General features: G+C 74.4%; 2 protein-coding genes. Both read right to left on the reverse strand.

Features of this window, described 5'->3' with window-relative positions; translation table 11 throughout:
- On the reverse strand, window positions 1-10314 hold the full coding sequence (locus AC07GB_RS15115) for a type I polyketide synthase (RefSeq protein WP_478845382.1): 10314 nt from the start codon (window positions 10312-10314) through the stop codon (window positions 1-3).
- The gene (locus tag AC07GB_RS15120) at window positions 10315-25938 is read right to left on the reverse strand and encodes a type I polyketide synthase (RefSeq protein WP_478845384.1); all 15624 of its coding nucleotides are present in this window, start codon (window positions 25936-25938) and stop codon (window positions 10315-10317) included.
- Between the last annotated feature and the right edge of the window lie 48 nt (window positions 25939-25986).

A 25986-nucleotide genomic window follows, 5' to 3' on the forward strand; every position in this document is an offset into this window, starting at 1 on the left:
TCAGGTGAGGCCGAGTTCGTCGTCGAGCGCGTCGAAGAGTTCCTCGTCCGAGACCGCGTCCAGGTCCAGGTCGTCCTCGTCCGCCGGTCCCCCGGCCTTGGCTCCCTGCCCCTGGGGGGCGCTCCAGCGCGACAGGAGGGTCTGGAGCCGGATGGTGATCTTCGACTGGGCGATGCTGTCCGCTTCCATCGCGAGCAGGGCCGCCTCCAGGCGGTCCAGCTCGTCGAGCATGGACAGGCCGCCTCCGCCCCCTGCGTCGCCGAGCGGCAGCGCGGTGGCGAGGTGGGCCGCCAGGGCGGCCGGGGTCGGGTAGTCGAAGATCAGCGTGGCGGGCAGCCGCAGGCCGGTGGCCCCGTTCACGGCGTTGCGCAGTTCGACGGCGGTGAGCGAGTCGAAGCCCAGCTCGCGGAAGGCGCGGTGGGCCTCCACGGCCGCCGCGGACTCGTATCCGAGGACGGCCGCCACGTGCGTGCAGACCAGTTCGGTGAGCACCTTGTCGCGCCCGGCCGCGTCGAGCCCCGCGAGGCGGGTGAGCAGGGTTGCCTGGCCCGCGGGTTCGGCCGCGGCACCGCCGCCGGCTGCGGTGCGCCGGGCCGGGGTGCGGACCAGGCCGCGCAGCAGCGCCGGTACGCCGTCGGCATCCGTCTCGGCCGTGGTCCGCAGGGACGCCGTGTCCAGGCGGAGGGGGACGAGAGCGGCGGGCGCGGTGGGCGTGGTGACCGCCGCGTCCAGCAGGGCCAGGCCCTCCTGCGTGGACAGCGGGGCGACGCCGCCGCGTGCCATGCGCTGGAGGTCGGCGTCGGCGAGGCCGTCCGTCATCGCGCTGTCCTGGGCCCACATGCCCCAGGCGAGCGAGGTCGCCGGGAGGCCCTGGGCGCGGCGGGTGGCCGCGAGGGCGTCCAGGAAGCTGTTGGCGGCGGCGTAGTTCGCCTGGCCCGCGCCGCCGAAGACGCCGGCGGCGGAGGAGAACAGGACGAAGGCGGTCAGGTCGCGCCCGGTGGTGAGTTCGTGCAGGTTGAGCGCCGCGTTCACCTTGGCGCGCAGCACGGTGTCGACGCGCTCGGGGGTGAGTGACGTGACGACGCCGTCGTCGAGGACGCCCGCCACGTGGACGACCGCCGAGAGGTCGGCGCCCTCGTCGTCAAGGAGCGCGGCCAGGGCGTCGCGGTCGGCCACGTCGCAGGCGGCCACGCTTACGCGCGCACCCAGCCCCTCCAGCTCGGCACGGACTTCGCCCGCCCCGGTGGCCTCCGGGCCACGGCGTGAGACGAGCAGCAGGTCGCGTACGCGGTGGTGCTCGGCCAGGTGCCGCACCACCTCGCGGCCCAGGCCGCCGAACGCGCCCGTCACGAGGACGGAGCCCTCGCCCCACGGCTTGTCGCTCTCGCCGCCGGCCGGGACGCGGGCAAGGCGGGGCACGAACACGGCACCGCCGCGCACCGCCACCTCGGGCTCGCCCGAGGCCAGTACGTCAGCGAGGACCGACTCGTCGACGCCGTAGCCGGAGTCAGCCGCAGTGCCGGTGCCGGTGCCGGTGCCGGTGCCGGTGACTGTGTCAGTAACGGCGTCGGTGCCGGTGCCGGTGTCGGTGACTGTGTCAGTAACGGCGTCGGTGCCGGTGCCGGTGTCGGTGTCGGTGTCGGTGTCCACGAGGACGAACCGGCCCGGGTGCTCGGAGCGAGCCGACCGCACCAGGCCCCATACGGCCGCGCCCACCGGATCCACCACGCCGTCACCGGCGGCGACGGCGCCGCGCGTCACCACCACCAGCGGCAGCGCGTCGAACCGCTCGTCGGCCAGCAGGCCCTGGACCACGCCCAGTGCCTCGGCGAGGCGTGCCGACACGGCCTCCGGGCTCACCGCGCCCCGGGTTCCACCCGCGCGCCACACCACGGCGGCCGGCGGTTCCTCGCTGTCGCCCAGTTCCTCGTAGGAGGCAAGGGTCACCCCGGCGGCGGACGCCAGGGGCTGCGGCCGCCACTCCACGTGGAACATCGAGTCGTCGGCCGCGCCGCCGCCGAGCCGGTCCACCGCGACCGGCCGGAAGACCAGCGAGTCGACGGTGGCGACCGGGTCGCCGAGCCCGTCCGCGACCGCGAGGGACACGCCGTCGTCGCCCGCGGGGGCGAGGCGTACGCGCAGCGTGGACGCCCCGGTCGCGTGCAGCGAGACACCGCCCCAGGCGAACGGAAGCCGCGCCCCTTCGCCCTCGGCCCCCGTGTCCCGGAGCACGCCGAGGCCCAGCACGTGCAGGGCTGCGTCGAGGAGGGCGGGGTGCAGCCGGAAGGCCTCGGCGCTGTCGGCCTGCTCCTCCGGCAGCGCGACCTCGGCGAACACCTCGTCGCCGCGCCGCCAGGCGGCCCGCAGCCCCTGGAACGCCTCGCCGTAGGAGAAGCCCAGCTCCGTCAGATGCTGGTAGAGGCCCTCGACATCGACCTCGGTGGCGTCGCGCGGCGGCCACTCGGCGAGCCGGAACTCCGGCTGCCGCAGCCCGCCGCCGACGAGCACACCGGTGGCGTGCGCGGTCCATCCGCCGTCGGCCGCGTGGTCGTCGCGCTCCTCGCGGGAGTGCAGGACGACTGCGCGCCGCCCGTCCGCGTCCTCGGCGCCGACACGGACCTGGAGCTGTACGGCACCACGCTCCGGCAGCACCAACGGCGACGCCAGCGTCAGCTCCTCAAGCACCCCGCAGCCGACCTCGTCACCGGCCCGCACCGCCAGCTCCACGAACGCCGTGCCGGGCAGCAGCACCCGGCCCGCCACCGCGTGATCCGCCAGCCACGGATGCGTGGCCAGCGACAGACGCCCCGTGAAGAGGTGGCCGTCGGAGTCCGCCAGGGGCACCGCGGCGCCCAGGAGCGGGTGCCCCGCCGCGACAAGACCGGTCGCGGACACGTCACCGGTCGCGCCCGCAGCCGCACTCGGCCAGTAGCGGCGCCGCTGGAAGGCGTAGGTGGGCAGTGCGACCCGCCCGCGCGCCGTCGTGTCCGCGTACAGCGGCGTCCAGTCGACCTCGGCTCCGCGTACGTGCAGCTGCGCGAGCGCGGTCAGGAAGGTGCCGGGCTCGGTGCGGTCCTTGCGGACGGCGGCGACCAGGCCCTTCTGCGCAGCCGGGTCGGTGAGCGTGTCGTGCGCCATGGCCGTCAGGACGGCGTCCGGGCCGAGTTCGAGGAGGGTCGAGACCCCGTGCCCGGCGAGGGCCTTCAGGCCGTCGTGGAAGCGCACGGCCTCGCGGACGTGCCGCACCCAGTACTCGGGATCCCTCATCTCGGCGGGATCGGCCAGCGCACCGGTGACGTTCGAGACGACCGGCAGGCTCAACTCCCCGTACGTCAGTCCGCTGGCGACCTTACGGAAGTCCGCGAGAACCGGCTCCATCAACGGCGAGTGGAAGGCATGCGACACCTTCAGCCACTTCACCTTCCGGCCCTGGTCGCGAAGCGTCTGCTCCAGGCCTTCGAGGGTGGCGCGGTCGCCGGAGAGCACCAGCTGCGCCGGGCCGTTCACGGCGGCCACGCCCACACGGTCAGCGTGCCCGTCGAGGAGCGGCAGCACGTCGGCTTCCGTGGCCTGGACGGCCAGCATGCCGCCGCCCTCGGGCAGGGCCTGCATCAACCGGCCGCGCGCAGCCACCAGTCGGGCCGCGTCCTCAAGCGACCACAGCCCGGCCACGTACGCCGCCGTCAGCTCTCCGATGGAGTGACCGCCCACGACCTCCGGACGTACGCCGAAGGACTCCGCCAGGCGATAAAGGGCGACTTCCATCGCGAACAGAGCGGGCTGCGCATACCCGGTCTGCTCCAGGAGGTCGGCGTCCGTACCGAACATCACGCTCTGGAGCGAACGTTCTATCCACTGGTCGAGATGAGAGCAGACCTCGTCCAGCGCATCGGCGAAGACAGGGAACGTCTCGTACAGCTCGCGCCCCATGCCGGGGCGCTGGCTGCCCTGGCCCGTGAAGAGCACCCCGAGGCGGCCCTCCACGACCGAGCCGGAGACCACGCCCGGGCCGCCGGAGGCCAGGGTTTCGAGGCCTGTGAGGAGTTCGTCGCTGCTCCGGCCCAGGACGACGGCCCGGTGTTCGAGCGCGGACCGGCCCGTGAGCAGCGACCAGCCGGCGGCCACCGGGTCCAGGTCGGGGTGCGTCACCATGTGCTCCCGCAGCTGGTCGGCCTGCGCCCGCAGGGCCTCCGCACTGCGGCCCGAGACCAGCCACGGCACGGCCGTGACCGGAGCGACCGGCTCCACGACCTCAGCGGGCTCACCGGCGGGTGCCTGCTCCACGATGACGTGGGCGTTCGTACCGCTCACACCGAAGGAGGAGACGCCCGCGCGGCGCGGCCCGCCGTCCTCGCGCTCGTCCCACGGGCGCGGCTCCGCGAGGAGTTCGACAGCCCCGGCGGACCAGTCGACGTGCGTGCTCGGCCGGTCCACGTGCAGGGACTGCGGCAGGACGCCCTCGCGCATGGCCATGACCATCTTGATGACACCGGCGACACCGGCGGCGGACTGGGTGTGGCCGATGTTGGACTTGATGGAGCCCAGCCACAGCGGCTGAGCCTCCGGCCGGTCCTGGCCGTAAGTAGCGAGGAGGGCCTGGGCCTCGATCGGGTCGCCGAGGGTGGTGCCGGTGCCGTGAGCCTCCACGGCGTCGACGTCGGCGGCCGTGAGGCCCGCGTTCGCCAGGGCGGCGCGGATGACGCGCTGCTGGGACGGGCCGTTGGGAGCGGTCAGACCGTTGCTGGCGCCGTCCTGGTTGATGGCGGAGCCGCGTACGACGCCGAGGACTTCGTGGCCGTTGCGGCGGGCGTCCGACAGGCGCTCCAGGAGCAGCAGGCCGACACCTTCGCCCCAGCCGGTGCCATCGGCCGCCTCCGCGAACGGCTTGCAGCGGCCGTCGGCGGCGAGCCCCCGCTGGCGGCTGAACTCCAGGAAGGCGGCGGGGCTCACCATGACGGTGACGCCGCCCGCGAGGGCCATGTCGCACTCGCCCTGGCGCAGCGCCTGCGCCGCCAGGTGCAGCGCCACCAGGGACGAGGAGCACGCGGTGTCGACGGTGACGGCCGGGCCTTCGAGGCCGAAGCTGTAGGAGAGGCGGCCGGAGATGACGCTCGTCGCGTCCCCCGTCATCAGATAGCCCTCGACGCCCTCCGGGGCGTGGGCAAGGCCCGCCGACCAGCCCTGGGAGCAGGCGCCGACGAACACGCCGGTGCTGCTGCCGTGCAGGGCCGACGGCGCGATGCCCGCACGTTCGAACAGCTCCCAGGAGGTCTCCAGGAGCAGCCGCTGCTGCGGGTCCATCGCGAGGGCCTCGCGCGGCGAGATCCCGAAGAGTCCGGCGTCGAACTCGGACACGTCGTAGAGGAAGCCGCCCTGCGCGGCGAAGCTCGTGTCGGCGGCGCCGTGCTGCTCCGGCTGGAACAGCCCGTCGGCGCCCCAGCCCCGGTCGGTGGGGAAGACGGAGATCGCGTCGGTGCCGTCGGCGACGAGGCGCCACAGGGCTTCGGGGCTGGTGGCGCCGCCGGGGTAGCGGCAGCTCATCGACACGATGGCGATCGGGTCGTCCTCGGCGCCCGCGGCACGCCCGGACGGGACCGGGGCGGCGCTCGTGGCCGTCCGCGACTCGCCCACGAGCCGCGTACGCAGGTGGCCGGCGAGCGCGGCGGACGTCGGGTAGTCGAAGACGAGGGTGGTGGGCAGCTTCAGGCCGGTGGCCGTCGCGATGCGGTTGCGGACCTCGACGGCGGTCAGGGAGTCGAAGCCCAGCTCGCGGAAGGCCCGGTTGGGTTCGACGGCTTCCGGGCCCGCGTAGCCGAGCACGGCCGCGGCGTGGCCGCGTACGAGGTCGAGGAGCAGGCGCTCCTGCTCGCGCTCCGCGAGGCCCGCGAGCCGCTCGGCCCACTCCGAACCCGCGCCCTTGGCGCCGGCGGGGGCGGCCGTCCCGGGCTCGGCGAGCGCGCGCCGCACCTCCGGCAGATCCCCGATGAAGGGGCTGGGCCGCACCGACGTGAAGGCGGGCGCGAACCGCTCCCAGTCCACGTCCGCGACGGCCAGGAACGTCTCGCCGTGCGCCACGGCCTGGGCAAGGGCCGCCACCGCCCGCTCCGGCGCCATCGCCGTCACGCCACGGCGCCGCAGGTGCTCCTCGGCCTGTTCCTCCGCGGCCATGCCGCTGCCGCCCCAGGCACCCCAGGCGACGGAGGTCGCGGGGAGGCCGCGGGCGCGGCGGGCCTGGGCGAGGGCATCGAGGTAGGCGTTGGCCGCGGCGTAGGCGCCCTGGCCGCCGCCGCCCCACACTCCGGAGTTCGACGAGAACAGCACGAAGGCGTCCAGGTCCGCGGAGCCCAGGAGTTCGTCGAGGTGCGTGGCGCCCGCCGTCTTCGCGCCGAACACCTCGGCGATGTCGGCGGCGGCCATGTCCGCGATGGCGTACGACGGGCTGACCCCGGCCGCGTGGAAGACGGACCGCAGGGTGTGGCCGTCGGCGGCCACTTCGTCGAGGAGTCGTACGACGGCTTCCCGGTCGGCCACGTCACAGGCCGCGACGGTGACCTCGGCGCCCAACTCCTCAAGCTCGGCCTTGAGTTCGGCTGCGCCGGGTGCTTCGAGGCCGCGGCGGCTGGTGAGCACCAGGTGCTCGGCGCCCTCGCGGGCCAGCCAGCGCGCCACGTGGCCGCCGATCGCACCCGTACCACCGGTGATCAGGGCCGTTCCGCGCGGCGTCCACTCCGCCACCGGCGCGTCGAGCGGCGCGTGGGCGAACCGGCGTACGAACACGCCCGTGTCCCGCACCGCGAGCTGGTCCTCGTCACCGAGGCCCGTGAGGACCGAGGTGAACCGCGACGCGGCACGCGAGTCGTAGGCCGAGGGAAGGTCGATCAGACCGCCCCAGCGGTCGGGGTGCTCCAGGGCCGCGACCCGGCCGAGGCCCCACAGCTGGGCCTGCGCCGGGCTCTCGACGCGGTCGCTGCGTCCGGTCGACACGGCCCCCCGGGTCACCGCCCACAGCCGGGCCTCGATGCCCGCGTCACCGAGGGCCTGCACCAGAGCCACGGTCCCCGCCAGCCCGGCAGGCACACCCGCGTGCTCCGCGTGCGCCGACTCCTCGAAGCCGAGCAGCGACACCACACCGGCGAACTCCGCGTCCGCGGCTTCCCGGAGTCGGACGGCCAGGGACTCTCGTGTCAGCTCATGTGCCGTAAGGCGTAGTTCGGTGACGTCCGCACCGGCCTGCGTCAGTGCCTCGACGACACCGGGCGCCCACGCGTGCTCGTCCGCGCTCTCCGGTACGACGACGAGCCAGCGGCCCGTCAGGGCGGGCACGGGCAGGCCGCCCGCCTGCGGCTTCCAGGTCACGCGGTAGCGCCAGGCGTCGATCGTGGACCGCTCGCGCCGCTGCCGCCGCCAGGACGCGAGGCCCGGCAGCACCGCGCTCAGCGAACTCTCGTCGACATCCACGAGCGTGGACGTCAACTGCTCCAGGTCCTCACGCTCCACGGCCTCCCAGAACCGGGACTCCACCTCGTCCGTGGCCGGCGTGGCCTCGGTGTCGGCGTCCTGGTCCGGGGCCAGCATCCAGTAGTGGTCGCGCTGGAAGGGGTAGGTGGGCAGGTCGACGGTGGCGCGGGCGCCGGGGAGGAGGGCCTGCCAGTCGAGTTCGGCGCCGTGGACGTGGGCATCGGCGAGGGAGGCGGCGAGGCGGTCGGCGCCGCCCTCGTCGCGCCGGAGCGAGCCGAGGGTGGCGGCCTGGCTGTCAGTGGCGTCGATGGTGGCCTGCACCGGGACCGTGAGGACCGGGTGGGGGCTCATCTCCAGGAACAGGCCATGGCCTTCGGCGAGGAGGCCCCGGGTGGCGTGCTCGAAGAGCACGGTCTGGCGCAGGTTGCGATACCAGTAGCCCGCGTCCATCGGCGTCGCCGCGTCCAGCCAGGCGCCCGTGAGCGTCGAGTACAGCGGGACCTGAGCTTCCTGCGGGCTCACGCCCTCCAGGGCCTGGCTGATCTGGGCCTCGATCTGCTCCACGTACGAGGAGTGCGAGGCGTAGTCCACGGGGATCGTACGAGCACGGATGTCCTGGCCCGTGCAGTGCGCGACCAGCTCCTCCAGGGCCTCCGGCTCACCCGAAACCACCACCTGGGCCGGGCCGTTGACGGCCGCGACCTCGATCCGGCCCTCCCAGCCCCCGATCAACTCGCGCACCTCGGCCTCGGGCAGCGGCACCGACACCATGCCGCCCTTGCCCGACAGCTCACGGATGGCGAGGCTGCGCAGGGCCACGACGCGCACGGCGTCCCGCAGGGACAGGGCCCCCGCCACGCACGCGGCGGCGATCTCACCCTGGCTATGACCGACCACGGCGGCGGGCTTCACCCCGGCCGCCTCCCAGACCGCAGCCAGGGAGACCATCACGGCGAACAGGACAGGCTGGACCACGTCGACCCGGTCGAAGCGGTCGCCACCCAGCTCCTCCATGAGGTCCCAGTCCACGAACTCCGACAGGGCCTCAGCGCACTCCCGCATCCGCTCCGCGAACACCGGCGACTCATCGAGCAGTTCACGCGCCATCCCCGCCCACTGCGAACCCTGCCCCGGGAACACGAACACCGGGCGGACGGTGTCGCCCAGGGCACGACCCGTGAGGGCACCCCCGTCGGCAAGGCGCTCAAGCCCGGCAAGGAGGTCATCCCGGTCACGGCCGAGGACAACGCCCCGGTGTTCGAAGCGCGACCGTGCCACGGCGAGGGACCAGGCCACGTCGGCCGGTTCGAGGCCGGGGCGGGTGAGCAGGTGCTCGCGCAGGCGTGCCGCCTGGGCCCGCAGGGCCTCCGGGGTGCGGCCCGAGAGTGCCAGCGGGATCACGCCGGGCACCACCGAGGGCGCGGCGTCCTGCTCACCACCGTCGGGCTCGGCCTCGGGCTCGGGCTCCCCTATCTGCTCCACGATGACGTGGGCGTTCGTACCGCTGACGCCGAAGGAGGAGACACCCGCGCGGCGCGGCCCGCCGCCGTCCCGCTCGGCCCACTCGCGGGCCTCGGTGAGCAGTTCGACGGTGCCCGCGGACCAGTCCACCTGCGGGGTCGGCTCGTTGACGTGGAGTGTCCGCGGCAGGACACCCGCGCGCATGGCCATGACCATCTTGATGACACCGGCGACACCGGCGGCGGCCTGCGTGTGCCCGATGTTCGACTTGAGCGAACCCAGCCACAGCGGGCGCTCCGCCGAGTGCTCCTTGCCGTACGTCGCGATGACGGCCTGGGCCTCGATGGGGTCGCCGAGGGTGGTGCCGGTGCCGTGGGCCTCGACGGCGTCCACGTCGCCCGGCTTCAGGCCCGCACTGGCCAGGGCATCACGGATGACGCGCTGCTGCGAGGGGCCGTTGGGGGCGGTCAGGCCGCTGCTGGCGCCGTCCTGGTTGACGGCGGAGCCCCGTACGACGGCGAGGATCTTGTGGCCGTTGCGGCGCGCGTCCGACAGGCGCTCCAGGAGCAGCAGGCCCGCGCCCTCGCCCCAGCCGGTGCCGTCCGCCGATGCGGCGAAGGACTTGCAGCGGCCGTCCGTCGACAGTCCGCGCTGGCGGCTGAAGTCGACGAAGGTGCCCGCCGTGGGCATCACGGTCACGCCGCCCGCGAGGGCGAGGGAGCACTCGCCCTGCCGCAGGGCCTGCGCGGCCAGGTGGAGCGCCACCAGGGACGACGAGCAGGCCGTGTCGACGGTGACGGCGGGGCCTTCGAGGCCGAGGGTGTAGGCGACGCGGCCGGAGACGACCGAGCCCGCGTTGCCGGTGCCGATGTAGCCCTCGACGCCTTCCGGCAGGGCGTGCAGGCGGGTCGCGTAGTCGTAGTACATGACGCCCGCGAAGACGCCGGTGCGGCTGCGGCGCAGCGAGACCGGGTCGATGCCCGCCCGCTCGATCGCCTCCCACGCGGTCTCCAGGAGGAGCCGCTGCTGCGGGTCCATGGCCAGGGCCTCGCGCGGCGAGACGCCGAAGAACGAGGCGTCGAACTGGGGGGCGTCGTAGAGGAAGCCGCCCTCCGCGGTGTAGCTGGTGCCCTGCTTGTCGGGGTCCGGGTCGAACAGCTCGTCGGTGTCCCAGCCGCGGTCGGTGGGGAACGCCGAGATGGCGTCGGTGCCGTCGGCGACGAGCCGCCACAGGTCCTCGGGCGTGTTCACGCCGCCCGGGTAGCGGCAGCTCATGCCGACGATCGCGACGGGTTCGTGGCGGGCGTCCTCCAGTTCACGCACCCGGCGGCGGGCGTCGCGCAGGTCGGTCGTCGCCCGCTTCAGGTAGTCGAGGTACTTCTCCTCGTTCGCCATTTACAGCGCCTCCTCGAAGCGGTCGTCGGGCCGGTCTGTGTCCGAGCCGGTGTCTGAGCTGGTGTGCGGGGGTGTCTCTGAGGGGGTTCGTAGCTCGTTGTCGAGCAGGTCGAAGAGTTCGTCGGCGGTGGCGCCCCCGATGTCCTCCAGCTCCTGCCGCTGCTCGTCGGCCGGGGCTGCGGCGGTGTCGCGCGTGGTGTCCCAGGCGGTGAGCAGCGACCGAAGCCGGCCCGCGACGCGGTCCCTCTCGGTGCCGTCGGTGTCGCCGCCGAGGGCCTTGAGGACGCTCTCCAGGCGGTCGAGTTCCGCGTCCAGGTCGCCGGGGGCGACCGGGGTCGCGGCCGTCTCGGGCAGTTCCTCGGCCAGGTACTCGGCCAGCGCGGCCGGGTTCGGGTAGTCGAAGATCAGCGTGCTGGGCAGCCGCAGCTCCGTCTCGGCGTTGAGGCGGTTGCGCAGCTCCACGGCCGTCAGGGAGTCGAAGCCGAGTTCCAGGAAGCCCCGGCTCAGCTCGACGGCGTTCGGTGACGCGTAGCCGAGCACGCCCGCCACGTGCGTACGGACGAGGTCGAGCAGGACCCGGTCGCGCTCGGCGCCGGAGCGGCCCGCCAGACGGTCCGCGAGGGAGTCCGTACGCTCGGCGCGCGCGGCCGCGGTGTCGGTGTCCGCGCCGCGTGCGCGCCGGACGGCGGGCCGCACCAGGCCCCTGAAGAGCGCCGACAGCGTCTCCTGCGGCTGGGTGCGCAGCGCGGCGGTGTCGATGCGGATCGGGACGAGCGCCGGGTGCGCGCTCGCCGGGGCGAGGTCGAGCAGGGCCAGTGCCTCGTCCGTGTCGAGGGCGAGGACGCCGCCGCGCGCCATGCGCTGGAGGTCCGCGTCGGCCAGGTCGCCCGTCATGGCGCTGTCCTGGGCCCACAGGCCCCAGGCGAGCGAGGTCGCCGGGAGGCCCTGGGCGCGGCGGGTGGCCGCGAGGGCGTCCAGGAAGCTGTTCGCGGCGGCGTAGTTGGCCTGCCCCGGCCCGCCGAAGACGCCGGACGCCGAGGAGAACAGGACGAAGGCGGACAGGTCCAGGTCCGCGGTCAGCTCGTGCAGGTGCAGGGCCGCGTCCGCCTTGGGCCGCAGCACCGCGTCCACACGCTCGGGCGTCAGGGACGTGACCACGCCGTCGTCCAGGACGCCCGCCACGTGGACGACCGCCGAGAGGTCCGCGCCGCGCTCGTCGAGGAGCGCGGCCACGGCGTCCCGGTCGGCCATGTCACACGCGGCGACGGTCACTCGGGTGCCGAGTGCCTGGAGTTCGTCGCGCAGTTCGACGGCCCCGGTGGCTTCCAGGCCGCGGCGCGAGACGAGCAGCAGGTCGCGTACGCCGTGGCGCTCGGCCAGGTGCCGTGCCACCACCCGTCCCAGGCCGCCGAACGCGCCGGTCACCAGGACCGAGCCCTGGCCCCACGGAGTGTCGCCGGCGGACGGGGGCGTGACCCGGGAGAGCCTGGGCACCCAGATCGAACCGCCCCGGACGGCCGCTTCCGGCTCGCCCGACGCGAGGACGGCGCCCAGGACCGACGCGTCGATCTCCGCACCGGCTTCGGCATCGGCGTCCGAGTCCACGAGGACGAAGCGCCCCGGGTGCTCCGAGCGGGCCGAGCGCACCAGGCCCCACACGGCGGCGCCCACCGGGTCCGGCACCACGTCACCGGCCGCGACCGCGCCGCGCGTCACGACGACGAGGCGCGAGGCCTCAAGGCGCTCGTCGGCCAGCCAGCCCTGCACCACTCCCAGTGCCTCGGCCAGCCGCGCCGACACCGCCTCGGGCTTCAGCTCACCACCGGAGCCGCCCGCCTGCCACACCACCGCGGCCGGGACAGGCCCGCCGGCGTCCAGCTCCTCGTACGACACGTACGGAACCGGCTCGGCGGCCGCCGCCACGGCCTGCGGCTTCCACTCCACGTGGAAGGCGGAGTCGGCGTGCGGGTGCCGGCCGCTCATCTGCTCGATGAGGTCCTTCGACATGGGCCGGAAGACCAGCGCGTCGACAGTGGCGACCGGTGTGCCCGTGGTGTCCGCGACGGCGAGGGAGACGCCGTCCGTGCCGTTGGGTGCCAGGCGGACGCGGACCGTGGCGGCGCCCGCCGCGTGCACGGTGACTCCGGTCCAGGTGAAGGGCAGCCCGCCGGTGGCGGGTTCCGCCTCGGCCGCGGTCTCCCCTGCCGCGCCGGCGGCCCGGGCGTGCAGGGCGGCGTCGAGGATCGCCGGGTGCAGGCCGAAGGAGCCGGCCTCGGTGTGCTCGTCCTGCTCCAGCGCGACCTCGGCGAAGACCTCGTCGCCGCGCCGCCAGGCTCCGCGCAGCCCCTGGAACACCGGCCCGTAGTCGTAGCCCGCCGCGGACAGTTCCTCGTAGAGCCCGTCGACCGCGAGCGGCTCCGCGTCGCGGGGCGGCCAGGACGTCAGGTCGTCGGAGGCGGCGGGCGCGGCGGGCGCGGCCGGCGCGGACTCCGTGAGGGTGCCGGTGGCGTTCTTGGTCCAGGCGTCGGCCGACAGACCCTCTGCGCCGTCGCCCGGCTCCGGGCGCGAGTGCAGGCTGATGGGCCTGCGCCCGGCGTGGTCGGGGGCCTCGACGCGCAGCTGCACCTGGACGCTGCCGCGCTCGGGCAGCACCAGCGGTGCGCCTAGGGTCAGCTCGTCGAGGACGCCGTAGCCGATCTGGCCGCCCGCGTACGTGGCCAGCTCCACGAAGGCCGTGCCCGGCAGCAGCACGCGCCCGGCCACCGCGTGGTCGGCCAGCCAGGGGTGGGTGGGCAGGGACAGGCGGCCGGTGAAGAGGTAGCCGTCCGAGTCCGCCAGCGGCATCCCGGCGCCGAGCAGCGGGTGCCCCGCCGACACGAGCCCCGCGGACTCGACGTCCGGGGCGCCCTCGGCCTGCCGCAGCCAGTAGCTCTGGTGCTGGAAGGCGTACGTGGGCAGGTCCACGCGGCGCCGCGCCGCGACCGGGGCGTACAGCGGTGCCCAGTCGACGGCGATCCCGCGTACGTGCAGCTGCGCGAGGGCCGTCAGGAACGCGTCGGGCTCCGCGCGGTCCTTGCGCAGCGCGCCGACCAGACCCGCCTGCGCGGCGGGCTCGGTGAGCGTGTCGTGCGCCATGGCGGTGAGCACGGCGTCCGGTCCCAGCTCCAGGAGGGTCGAAACACCCTGCCCGGCAAGCGCCTTCAGACCGTCGTGGAAACGGACCGCCTCGCGGACGTGCCGCACCCAGTACTCCGGGTCCTTCAGCTCTGCGGGATCGGCCGGCTCACCGGTGAGGTTGGAGACCACCGACAGCGTCGGCTCCTGATACGTCAACTGCTGTGCTACGCGGCGGAATTCGTCGAGGACCGGGTCCATCAGGGGCGAGTGGAAGGCGTGCGACACCTTCAGCCACTTCACCTTCCGGCCCTGCTCACGCAGGGTCCCCTCCAGGCCTTCCAGGGCCGCGCGGTCGCCGGAGAGCACCAGCTGCGCCGGACCGTTGACGGCGGCCACACCCACACGGTCAGCGACCCCGTCGAGCAACGGCAGCACATCCGCTTCCGTGGCCTGGACGGCCAGCATGCCGCCGCCCTCCGGCAGGGCCTGCATCGACCGGCCACGCGCAGCCACCAGTCGGGCCGCATCCTCAAGCGACCACAACCCGGCCACATACGCTGCCGCCAGCTCACCGATGGAGTGACCACCGACGATCTCAGGACGCACGCCGAAGGACTCCGCCAAGCGGAACAAAGCCACCTCGACGGCGAACAACGCGGGCTGCGCATAGCCCGTCTGCTCCAGGAGGTCGGCGTCCGTACCGAACATCACGCTCTGGAGCGAACGTTCTATCCACTGGTCGAGATGAGAGCAGACCTCGTCCAGCACATCGGCGAAGACAGGGAACGTCTCGTACAACTCGCGGCCCATACCGATCCGCTGGCTACCCTGGCCCGTGAAGAGCACCCCGAGGCGGCCCTCCACGACCGAGCCGGAGATCACACCCGGGCCGCCGGAGAGCAGCGAGTCGAGCCCGGTCAGGAACGCGTGCCGCTCGCGGCCGAAGACGACGGCGCGGTGCTCGTGCACGGCACGCCCCGAGAGCAGCGACCAGCCGATGTCGACGGGGTCGGGGCCACCGTCGGCGTACTCGCGCAGCCGCTCGGCCTGCGCCCGCAGGGCCTCCGCGCTGCGGCCCGAGACCAGCCACGGCACGGCGGTGACCGGAGCGACCGGCTCCACTACCTCGGCGGGCTCATCGGCGGGTGCCTGCTCCACGATGACGTGGGCGTTCGTGCCGCTCACGCCGAAGGAGGAGACACCCGCCCGGCGCGGGGCGTCATCGCGCGAGGCCCACTCCCGGGCCTCCGTCAGGAGTTCGACAGTCCCGGCGGACCAGTCGACGTGGGTGCTCGGCCGGTCGACGTGGAGTGTCTGCGGCAGGACGCCCTCGCGCATGGCCATGACCATCTTGATGACACCGGCGACACCGGCGGCGGACTGGGTGTGGCCGATGTTGGACTTGATGGAGCCCAGCCACAGCGGCTGAGCCTCCGGCCGGTCCTGGCCGTAAGTAGCGAGCAGGGCCTGGGCCTCGATGGGGTCGCCGAGGGTGGTGCCGGTGCCGTGAGCCTCCACGGCGTCGACGTCGGCGGCCGTGAGGCCCGCGTTCGCCAGGGCGGCGCGGATAACGCGCTGCTGGGACGGGCCGTTGGGGGCGGTCAGGCCATTGCTGGCACCGTCCTGGTTGACGGCGGAGCCCCGTACGACGCCGAGGACCTGGTGGCCCTTGCGGCGGGCGTCCGACAGACGCTCCAGGAGCAGCAGGCCGACACCTTCGCCCCAGCCGGTGCCATCGGCCGCCTCGGCGAAGGCCTTGCAGCGGCCGTCGGCGGCCAGGCCCCGCTGGCGGCTGAACTCGATGAAGGCGCCGGGGTTGGACATGACGGTCACGCCGCCGGCGAGCGCGAGGTCGCACTCGCCCTGGCGCAGCGCCTGCGCCGCGAGGTGCAGGGCGACGAGGGAGGAGGAGCAGGCGGTGTCGACGGTGACGGCCGGGCCTTCGAGGCCGAAGCTGTAGGCCAGGCGGCCGGAGATGACGCTCGTCGCGCCGCCCGCCAGCAGATAGCCCTCGACGCCTTCGGGGGCCTGCCGCAGGCCGGAGCCGTAGCCCTGCGAGGAGGCGCCGACGTAGACGCCCGCCTGGCTGCCGTGCAGGGTGGCCGGGTCGATGCCCGCGCGTTCGAACAGCTCCCAGGAGGTCTCCAGGAGCAGCCGCTGCTGCGGGTCCATGGCGAGAGCCTCGCGCGGCGAGATGCCGAAGAAGACGGGGTCGAACCGGTCGGCGTCGTAAAGGAATCCGCCCTGGCGTGCGTAGCTGGTGCCCCGGTTCTCGGGGTCGGCGTCGTAGAGGGCTTCGAGGTCCCAGCCGCGGCCGCCGGGGAACTCGGACATCGCGTCCTCGCCCTCGGCGAGCAGCCGCCACAGGGCTTCGGGGCTGGTGACGCCGCCGGGGTAGCGGCAGCTCATCGACACGATGGCGATCGGGTCGTCGTCGACGTCCGCCACGCGCCCGGCCGGAGCGGGGGCGGTCTCGGACTCGCCCACGAGCCGCGTACGCAGATGGCCCGCGAGGACGGCGGACGTCGGGTAGTCGAAGACGAGGGTGGTGGGCAGCTTCAGGCCGGTGGCCGTCGCGAGCCGGTTGCGGACCTCGACGGCGGTCAGGGAGTCGAAGCCCAGCTCGCGGAAGGCGCGCGTCGGCTCGACCGCCTCCGCGCCCGCGTAGCCGAGCACCGAGGCCGCCTGCGCGCGGATCAGGTCGAGGAGCTGCCGCTCCTGTTCGGGCGCCGCGAGGCCGGCGAGCCGCTCGGCCCACTCGGAGCCCGGAGCGCCCTGCTTCGCCGCGCCGGACCGCGTGTCCTCGGGCTCGGCGAGCGCACGGCGCACCTCCGGCAGGTCGCCGATGAGGGCGCTGGGCCGCACCGACGTGAAGGAGGGCGCGAACCGCTCCCAGTCCATGTCGGCCACGGCCACGAACGTCTCGTCGTGCGCCACCGCCCGGGCAAGCGCGGCGATCGCCCGCTCCGGGGCCATGGCTGCCAGTCCACGGCGCCGCAGGTGCTCCGTGCCCTCGTCCCCGGCCATGCCGCCCCCGGCCCACAGGCCCCAGGCGACGGAGGTGGCGGTGAGGCCGCGGGCGCGGCGGGCGTGGGCGAGGGCGTCGAGGTAGGCGTTGGCCGCGGCGTAGGCGCCCTGGCCGCCGCCGCCCCACACGCCGGAGTTCGACGAGAACAGCACGAAGGCGTCGAGGCCGTCGGAGTCGAGGAGTTCGTCGAGGTGCGTGGCGCCCGCCGTCTTCGCGCCGAACACCTCGGCGATGTCGGCGGCGGACATGCCGTCCAGCGGCTGCGTCTGGCCGACGCCCGCGGTGTGGAAGACGGACCGCGGGGTGTGGCCGTCGACGGCCAGTTCGTCGAGGAGTCGTACGACGGCTTCCCGGTCGGCCACGTCACAGGCCGCGACGGTGACCTCGGCGCCCAATGCCTCCAGTTCGGCCTGGAGTTCTTCGGCACCGGGTGCTTCGGGGCCGCGGCGGCTGGTGAGCACCAGGTGCTCGGCGCCCTCGCGGGCCAGCCAACGCGCCACGTGGCCGCCGATCGCACCCGTACCACCGGTGATGAGGGCGGTGCCGCGCGGCGCCCACGGCCTGGGCTGCTCGGTGGGCTCGGACCGTACGAGGCGGCGTACGAGGACGCCGGAGCCGCGCACGGCGAGCTGGTCCTCGTCCTCGATCCCGGCGAGGGCGGCCGTGAAGCGCGCGCCCGCCCGGGTGTCGTACGACTGCGGCAGGTCGACGAGACCGCCCCAGCGCTCGGGGTACTCCAGGGCGACGACCCGGCCGAGGCCCCACAGCTGGGCCTGCGCCGGGCTCTCGACGCGGTCGCTGCGTCCGGTCGAGACAGCGCCCCGGGTGACCGCCCACAGCCGGGCCTCGATGCCCGCGTCACCGAGGGCCTGCACCAGAGCCACGGCCCCCGCCGTTCCGGCGGGCACACCCGCGTGCTCCGCGTGCGGGGCCTCGTCAAGGCCGAGCAGCGACACCACACCGGACAGCTCCGCGTCAGCGGCTTCCCGCAGCCGGGCGGCCAGGGACTCGCGGGTCAACTCGGCCGACGTGACCCGCAGTTCCGCGGCCTCTGCGCCGGCCCGGGCCAGGGCCTCGTGGACGCCTGCCGTCCAGGGGTCGTCCTCGGCGCTCTCCGGCAGGACGACCAGCCACCGGCCCGTGAGGCTCGGGGCCGGGAGGCTGCCCGCGAGGGGCTTCCAGGTCACGGTGTAGCGCCAGGCGTCGATCGTGGACCGCTCGCGCCGCTGCCGCCGCCAGGACGCGAGGCCCGGCAGCACCGCGCTCAGCGAACTCTCGTCGACATCCACGAGCGTGGACGTCAACTGCTCCAGGTCCTCACGCTCCACTGCCTCCCAGAACCGGGACTCCACCTCGTCCGTGACGAGGGGTTCGGAGTCCTCCGCGTTCGCGAACTCGGGCCAGTAGTGCTGCCGCTGGAAGGCGTAGGTGGGCAGGTCGGCCAGGATGCGCGCACCGGGGAAGAGGGCCTGCCAGTCCAGCTCAAGTCCGTACGCGTGGGCTTCGGCGAGGGAGGCGGCGAGGCGGTCGGCGCCGCCCTCGTCGCGGCGCAGGGAGCCGAGGGTGGCGGCCTGGCTTTCGGTGGCGTCGATGGTGGCCTGCACCGGGACGGTGAGGACCGGGTGGGGGCTCATCTCCAGGAACAGAGCGTGGCCTTCGGCCAGGAGGCCGCGGGTGGCGTGCTCGAAGAGGACCGTCTGGCGGAGGTTGCGGTACCAGTAGCCCGCGTCCATGGGGACATCCAGCCAGGAGCCGGTGAGCGTGGAGTACAGCGGCACCTCGGCGGCCTGCGGGCTCACGCCCTCCAGGGCCTGGCCGATCTGGGCCTCGATCTGTTCCACGTACGCGGAGTGCGAGGCGTAGTCCACCGGGATGGTGCGGGCGCGGATGTCCCGTGCCACGCACTGTGCGACCAGCTCCTCCAGGGCCTCCGGCTCACCGGACACCACCACCTGGGCCGGGCCGTTGACAGCCGCGACCGAGACACGCTCGCCCCACGCCGTCAGCAGCTCGCGCACCTCGGCCTCGGGCAGCGGCACCGACACCATGCCGCCCTTACCCGACAGCTCACGGATCGCGAGGCTGCGCAGAGCCACGACACGGGCCGCATCCCGCAAGGACAGAGCCCCCGCCACACACGCGGCGGCGATCTCGCCCTGGCTGTGACCGACGACAGCGGCGGGCTTCACCCCGGCCGCCTGCCAGACCGCAGCCAACGAAACCATCACGGCGAACAGGACGGGCTGGACCACATCGACCTCGTCGAAGCGGTCGCCGCCCAGCTCCTCAAGGAGATCCCAGTCCACGAACTCCGACAGGGCCTCCGCGCACTCCCGCATCCGCTCTGCGAACACCGGGGACGCGTCGAGCAGTTCACGCGCCATCCCGGCCCACTGCGAACCCTGACCCGGGAACACGAACACCGGACGGACCGTCCCATCCAGCGTGCGGCCGGACACCACCTGAGGCGTGACCTCGTCCCGTGCCAGGCGCTCGAGCGCGGCGAGGAGTTCCTCGCGGTCCCGGCCGAGGACGACACCCCGGTGCTCGAACCGCGAGCGGGCCGCGGCGAGCGTCCAGGCCAGGTCGTCCAGGCCCAACTCGGCGCCCTGAAGCAGGTGGTCGCGGAGGCGGGCCGCCTGGGCCCGCAGCGCTTCGGGCGTCTTCGCCGACAGGGCCAGTGGCACCACGGACGTCAGCGGCGCGGCACCGCCGGCCGCCTCGTCCGGGTGGGCCGGCTCGTCGGCCGTCGGTGCCTGTTCCACGATGACGTGGGCGTTCGTACCGCTGACGCCGAAGGAGGAGACGCCCGCGCGGCGCGGGCCGCCGCCGTCCCGCTCGGCCCACTCGCGGGCCTCGGTGAGCAGTTCGACGGTGCCTGCGGACCAGTCCACCTGCGGGGTCGGCTCGTCCACGTGCAGGGTCTGCGGCAGGACGCCGGCGCGCATGGCCATGACCATCTTGATGACACCGGCGACACCGGCGGCGGCCTGCGTGTGACCGATGTTGGACTTGAGCGAGCCCAGCCACAGCGGACGGTCGGCCGGACGCTCCTTGCCGTACGTCGCGATGAGGGCCTGCGCCTCGATCGGGTCGCCGAGGGTGGTGCCGGTGCCGTGGGCCTCCACGGCGTCCACGTCCTCGGCGGAGAGACCGGCGCCGGCGAGAGCGGCACGGATGACGCGCTGCTGGGACGGGCCGTTGGGGGCGGTCAGGCCGTTGCTGGCGCCGTCCTGGTTGACGGCCGAACCCCGCACGACGGCCAGGACCCGGTGGCCCTTGCGGCGGGCGTCGGACAGGCGCTCCAGAAGGAGAAGGCCGACGCCCTCGCCCCAGCCGGTGCCGTCGGCGGCGGCTGCGAAGGACTTGCAGCGGCCGTCGGCGGCCAGGCCCCGCTGGCGGCTGAACTCGATGAACGTACCTGGTGTCGACATGACGGCGACACCGCCCGCGAGGGCCATGTCGCACTCGCCCTGGCGCAGCGCCTGCGCCGCGAGGTGCAGGGCCACCAGGGACGAGGAGCACGCGGTGTCGACGGTGACCGCCGGGCCTTCGAGGCCGAAGGTGTACGAGATGCGGCCGGAGGCGACGCTCGCGGCGCTGCCGTTGCCGACGTAGCCCTCCAGGTCGTCGAGGCCGCCGGGGGCGCTCAGAAGGTGGGTGGCGTAGTCGTTGTACATGACGCCGACGAAGACGCCGGTCGAGCTGCCGCGTGCCGTCGCCGGGTCGATGCCCGCGCGCTCGAAGGCCTCCCAGGTGGTCTCCAGGAGGAGGCGCTGCTGCGGGTCGATGGACAGGCCCTCGCGCGGCGAGATACCGAAGAAGGCCGGGTCGAAGTCGGCGGCGTCGTAGAGGAAACCGCCCTCGCGCGTGTAGAAGGAACCGGCGCTGTCCGGGTCGGGGTCGTAGAGCGCGTCGACGTCCCAGCCGCGGTCGCCGGGCAGGTCGCCGATGGCGTCGACGCCGTCGGCGGCGAGGCGCCACAGGTCCTCTGGGGTGGTGACGCCGCCCGGGTAGCGGCAGCTCATGGAGACGATCACGATGGGGTCGTCGTCCTCGGCGGCCGCACCCGCCGCCGGGCGGGCCGCGCCCCGGGGCCGGGCCGCCGCGTCGGTGCCCAGGAGTTCCTCGAGGATGTGGCGGGCCAGGACGGTGGCGGCCGGGTAGTCGAAGGCGAGCGTCGCGGGCAGGCGCAGGCCCGTCGCGGCGGTGAGGCGGTTGCGGAGTTCGACGGCGGTGAGCGAGTCGAAGCCGACCTCGCGGAAGGCGCGGTCGGGCGCGATGGCGTCGGCGGAGGGGTAGCCGAGGACGGCGGCGGCGTGGCCGCGCACCAGCGTGAGGACCTCCTCCTCACGGTCCGCCTCCGGCAGCGCCGCGATGTGCTGGGCGAGGGCGGAGCCCTCCTGCTGCCCGGCGGCGGCCGCGGTGCGCCGCTGGGGCGCGCGGACCAAGGTGCGCAGGAGCGGCGGGACGCCGTCGGCCGCGGCACGGGCGCGCAGGCCCGCGAGGTCCAGGCGGACCGGCACGGTCAGCGGGTGGCCCGCGGCGTGGGCGGCGTCGAAGAGGGCCAGGCCCTCGGCGCTGGTGAGCGGGGCCGCTCCGGCGCGGGTCCTGCGGTCGAGCTGACCCGCGCCCAGGTGGGCGGTCATCTCGCTGGCCTGGGCCCACAGGCCCCAGGCGAGGGACGTCGCGGGCAGGCCGTGGGCCCTGCGGTGGTGGGCCAGGGCGTCCAGGAAGGCGTTGGCGGCGGCGTAGTTGGCCTGGCCGGGGGTGCCGAAGACACCGGCGGCCGAGGAGAACAGGACGAACGCGGAGAGGTCCAGGTCCGCCGTCAGCTCGTGCAGGTGGAGGGCCGCGTCGGCCTTCGGCCGCAGCACGGTGTCCAGCCGCTCGGGCGTGAGCGCGGTGACCACACCGTCGTCCAGGGCTCCGGCCACGTGGACGACCGCCGAAAGGTCGGCGCCGACCTCGTCCAGGAGGGCGGCCAGCGCGGCCCGGTCGGCCGTGTCGCAGGCCGCGAGGCGCACGCGGGCACCCGCCTCGGCCAGGCCGTCGCGGAGTTCGGCGGCACCGGGCGCGGCCTCGCCACGGCGCGAGACGAGCAGCAGGTCGCGTACGCCGTGCCGGGTCACGAGGTGGCGGGCCACCAGGCCGCCCAGGGTGCCCGTACCGCCGGTGATCAGGACAGTGCCGTCACCCCACGAGGCCGCTCCGGCATCGGTGGTCTCCGGGAGCGGTACGCGGGTCAGGCGCGGGGCGCGCAGCGCGCCCTCGCGGAGCGCGAGTTCGGGCTCGTCGGCCGCGAGCGCGGCGGCCACCAGGGCGTCGGCGGTCCCGGCCGGGTCGAGGTCGAGCAGGGCGAAGCGGTCCGGGTGCTCGGACTGCGCCGAGCGCAGCAGGCCCCAGACGGCGGCGGCCACGGGGTCCGGGGCGCCGTCGCCGGCCGCGACGGCTCCGCGCGTCACCACGGCGAGGCGGGAGGCCTCGAACCGCTCGTCGCCGAGCCAGCCCTGCACGGCGTCGAGCGCGCGCTCCAACAGGGGCCGCACGGCGTCGAGTTCGACCGCGCCACGGCCTTCGGCGGCGGGGGGCGCCGCCGCGAGCAGCGGCAGGAGTACGGTCGCGGGCAGGTCGGCGCCCTCGTCGAGCGCGGCGGTCAGTGACTCGAGGTCCGCGTACGTCCGTCGTACGGGGGGCAGCGCGCCGGAGGCGTCGTCGCCGCCCAGGAGCGCCACGGAGGCGAGCTGCGCGTCCGGCGTCGCGGAGGCGTCGACGGGCGTCCACTCCACCTGGAAGAGCGCGTCGAGCCGGGGTCCGCCGGTGAGCTGCTCGTCGGACAGGGCGCGCAGGGCGAGGGACTCGACGGAGACCACGGGCTGACCGGTGGCGTCGGCGGCGAGCACGGCCACGGTGTCGGTCCCCGCCGACGTCACGCGCACCCGCAGGGTGGTCGCGCCGGTGGCGTGCAGGGTGACGCCGGACCAGACGAAGGGCAGGTGCGCGCGGTCGGTCCGCTCGATGAAGTCACCGAGGCCGATGGCGTGCAGCGCGGCGTCGAAGAGGGCGGGGTGCAGGCCGAAGGCCTCCGTGTCGGGGTGTGCCTCCCGCGGCAGTTCGATCTCCGCGTAGACGTCGTCGCCCCGGCGCCAGGCGGCGCGCAGGCCCTGGAAGAGGGGGCCGTAGCCGTGGCCGTTGGCCGTGAGGCGCTCGTACAGGTCGGAGACGTCGACGCGCTCGGCCCGCGCGGGGGGCCACGCGGTCAGACCGGCGGCCTCCGCGGCCGGCTCGGCGGCAGCGGCAGGGGCGGCGGGCAGCAGGCTGCCGGTGAAGTGCCGCGTCCAGGGGGTGTCGTCGGAGTCGTCCTGCGGGCGCGCGAACAGGCTCAGCTCGCGCCGCCCGGAGCCGTCGGGCCCGCCGACGGAGATCTGGAGCTGGACGCCGCCTTGCTCCGGAACGACGAGGGGGGCTTCCAGGGTCAGCTCTTCGAGGTGGCCGCAGCCGACCTCGTCGCCCGCGCGCAGCGCGAGTTCGACGTACGCGGTGCCGGGCAGCAGGATCGCGCCGTCGACCGCGTGGTCCACGAGCCAGGGGTGGGTCTGCGTCGAGAGACGCCCCGTGAAGAGGTGCCCCTCCGCACCCGCGAGCGCCACGGCGGCCCCGAGCAGCGGGTGCCCGGCGGCACGCAGCCCCGCGAACACCACGTCACCGGCGCCCGCCGGGGCGGCCTTCGGCCAGTAGTGGTCGCGCTGGAAGGGGTAGGTGGGCAGGTCGACGGTGGCGCGGGCGCCGGGGAGGAGGGCCTGCCAGTCGAGTTCGGCGCCGTGGACGTGGGCTTCGGCGAGGGAGGCGGCGAGGCGGTCGGCGCCGCCCTCGTCGCGGCGCAGGGAGCCGAGGGTGGCGGCCTGGCTTTCGGTGGCGTCGATGGTGGCCTGGACGGGGACGGTGAGGACGGGGTGGGGGCTCATCTCCAGGAACAGGCCATGGCCTTCGGCGAGGAGGCCTCGGGTGGCGTGTTCGAAGAGGACGGTCTGGCGGAGGTTGCGGTACCAGTACCCGCCGTCCATCGGGACATCCAGCCAGGCGCCGGTGAGCGTGGAGTACAGCGGCACCTCGGGCGCCTGCGGGCTCACGCCCTCAAGGGCCTGGCCTATCTGGGCCTCGATCTTCTCCACGTACGAGGAGTGCGAGGCGTAGTCCACCGGGATGGTACGAGCACGGACGTCCTGGCCCGTGCACTGCGCGACCAGCTCCTCCAAGGCCTCCGGCTCACCCGCAACCACCACTTGGGCCGGGCCGTTCACCGCCGCGACCTCGATACGCCCCTCCCAGCCCGTGATCAGCTCACGTACGTCCTGCTCCGGCAGCGGCACCGAAACCATGCCGCCCTTGCCCGACAGCTCACGTATCGCCAGGCTCCGCAGAGCCACCACACGGGCCGCATCCCGCAGCGACAGCGCGCCCGCCACACACGCGGCAGCGATCTCCCCCTGGCTATGACCGACGACAGCAGCGGGCTTGACTCCGGCCGCCTGCCAGACCGCAGCCAGCGACACCATCACAGCGAAGAGGACGGGCTGGACCACGTCGACCCGGTCGAAGCGGTCGCCGCCCAGCTCCTCAAGGAGGTCCCAGTCCACGAACTCCGACAGGGCCTCCGCGCACTCCCGCATCCGCTCGGCGAAGACAGGGCTGGACTCCAGCAGTTCCACGGCCATTCCGGCCCACTGCGACCCCTGCCCCGGGAACACGAACACCGGACGGACCATCCCGCCGAGCGCGCGGCCCGTGACAACGCCACCGGCCGTCGCGTCGCCCTCCGCCAAGCGCTGAAGCCCGGCGAGCAGTTCCTCGCGGTCGCGGCCGAGGACGACGCCCCGCTGCTCGAAGCGCGAGCGGGCCACCGCGAGGGACCAGGCCAGGTCGTCCAGGCCCGTCCGCGCGTCCGCGAGGAGGCGTTCGCGCAGTTGGGCCGCCTGGCCTGCCAGGGCCTCGGGGGTCTTCGCGGAGAGGGCGAGCGGCACCACGCCCGCGAGGACGGGAGCGACCGGGGCGGGCTCCTCATCGGCCGTGGGCTCGTCGGCCGCCGGGGCCTGCTCCACGATGACGTGGGCGTTCGTGCCGCTGACGCCGAAGGAGGAGATGCCCGCGCGGCGTGGGCCGCCGTCCTCGCGCTCGGTCCACGGCCGGGCTTCCGTGAGGAGTTCGACGGCGCCCGCCGTCCAGTTCACCTCGGGGGTCGGCGCGTCGACGTGCAGCGTGCGCGGCAGGACGCCGTGCCGCATCGCGAGGACCATCTTCATGAGGCCGGCGACGCCCGCGGCGGCCTGGGTGTGGCCGATGTTGGACTTGATGGACCCCAGCCACAGGGGCTGCCCGCCCGCGGGCCGCTCCTGGCCGTACGTGGCGAGCAGGGCCTGCGCCTCGATGGGGTCGCCCAGGGTGGTGCCGGTGCCGTGGGCCTCGACGGCGTCCACGTCGGCAGCCGTGAGGCGGGCGTTGGCGAGGGCCTGCATGATGACGCGCTGCTGGGAAGGGCCGTTGGGAGCGGTCAGACCGTTGCTGGCGCCGTCCTGGTTGATGGCGGAGCCCCGGACGACCGCGAGGACGGGGCGGCCCGCGCGGCGCGCGTCGGAGAGGCGCTCGACGAGGAGCATGCCGACGCCCTCGCCCCAGCCCGTGCCGTCCGCGCCGGCCGCGAACGCCTTGCAGCGGCCGTCGGCGGCGAGGCCCTGCTGACGGCTGAACTCGGTGAAGACGCCGGGCGTGGAGATGACGGTGACGCCCGCGACGAGCGCCATGCCGCACTCGCCCTGGCGCAGCGCCTGCGCCGCGAGGTGCAGGGCCACCAGGGACGAGGAGCAGGCCGTGTCGACGGTGAGGGCGGGGCCTTCGAGGCCGAGGGTGTAGGCGATGCGGCCGGACTCGACGGCGGCCGCGTTGCCGGTGCTCACATAGCCCTCGACGTCCTCGTCGGCTTCGAAGAGGAGCGGGGCGTAGTCCTGGCCGTTGGTGCCGACGAACACGCCGGTGCGGCTGCCGCGTACCGTCGCCGGGTCGATGCCCGCGCGCTCGAACGCCTCCCACGCGGTCTCCAGGAGGAGCCGCTGCTGCGGGTCCATCGCCAGGGCCTCGCGCGGGGATATCCCGAAGAACGCCGCGTCGAATTCGGCGACGCCGTCCAGGAATCCGCCGTGGGCCGTGGAACTTGTGCCCTGCTTTCCGGCGGCGTCCGGGTCGTAGAGCGACTCCAGATCCCAGTTCCGGTCGGTGGGCAGCCCCGAAATAGCGTCGCGGCCATCGGAGAGCAGCCCCCACAGTTCTTCGGGGCTGCCCACGCCGCCGGGGAAGCGGCAGCTCATCGCCGTAATCGCAAGGGGCTCCTGCGCAGCGGCCTCGATGTCCTTCAGACGTTGCTGCGTCTGATGCAGGTCCGCCGAAACCCACTTGAGATAGTCGCGCAGCGTCTCTTCATTCGCCATCAAATGTCACCTGTTCAGGACGTGTGCCGCACCTGCTGGCATACAACG

The sequence above is a fragment of the Streptomyces sp. NPDC045778 genome, from assembly GCF_056431945.1.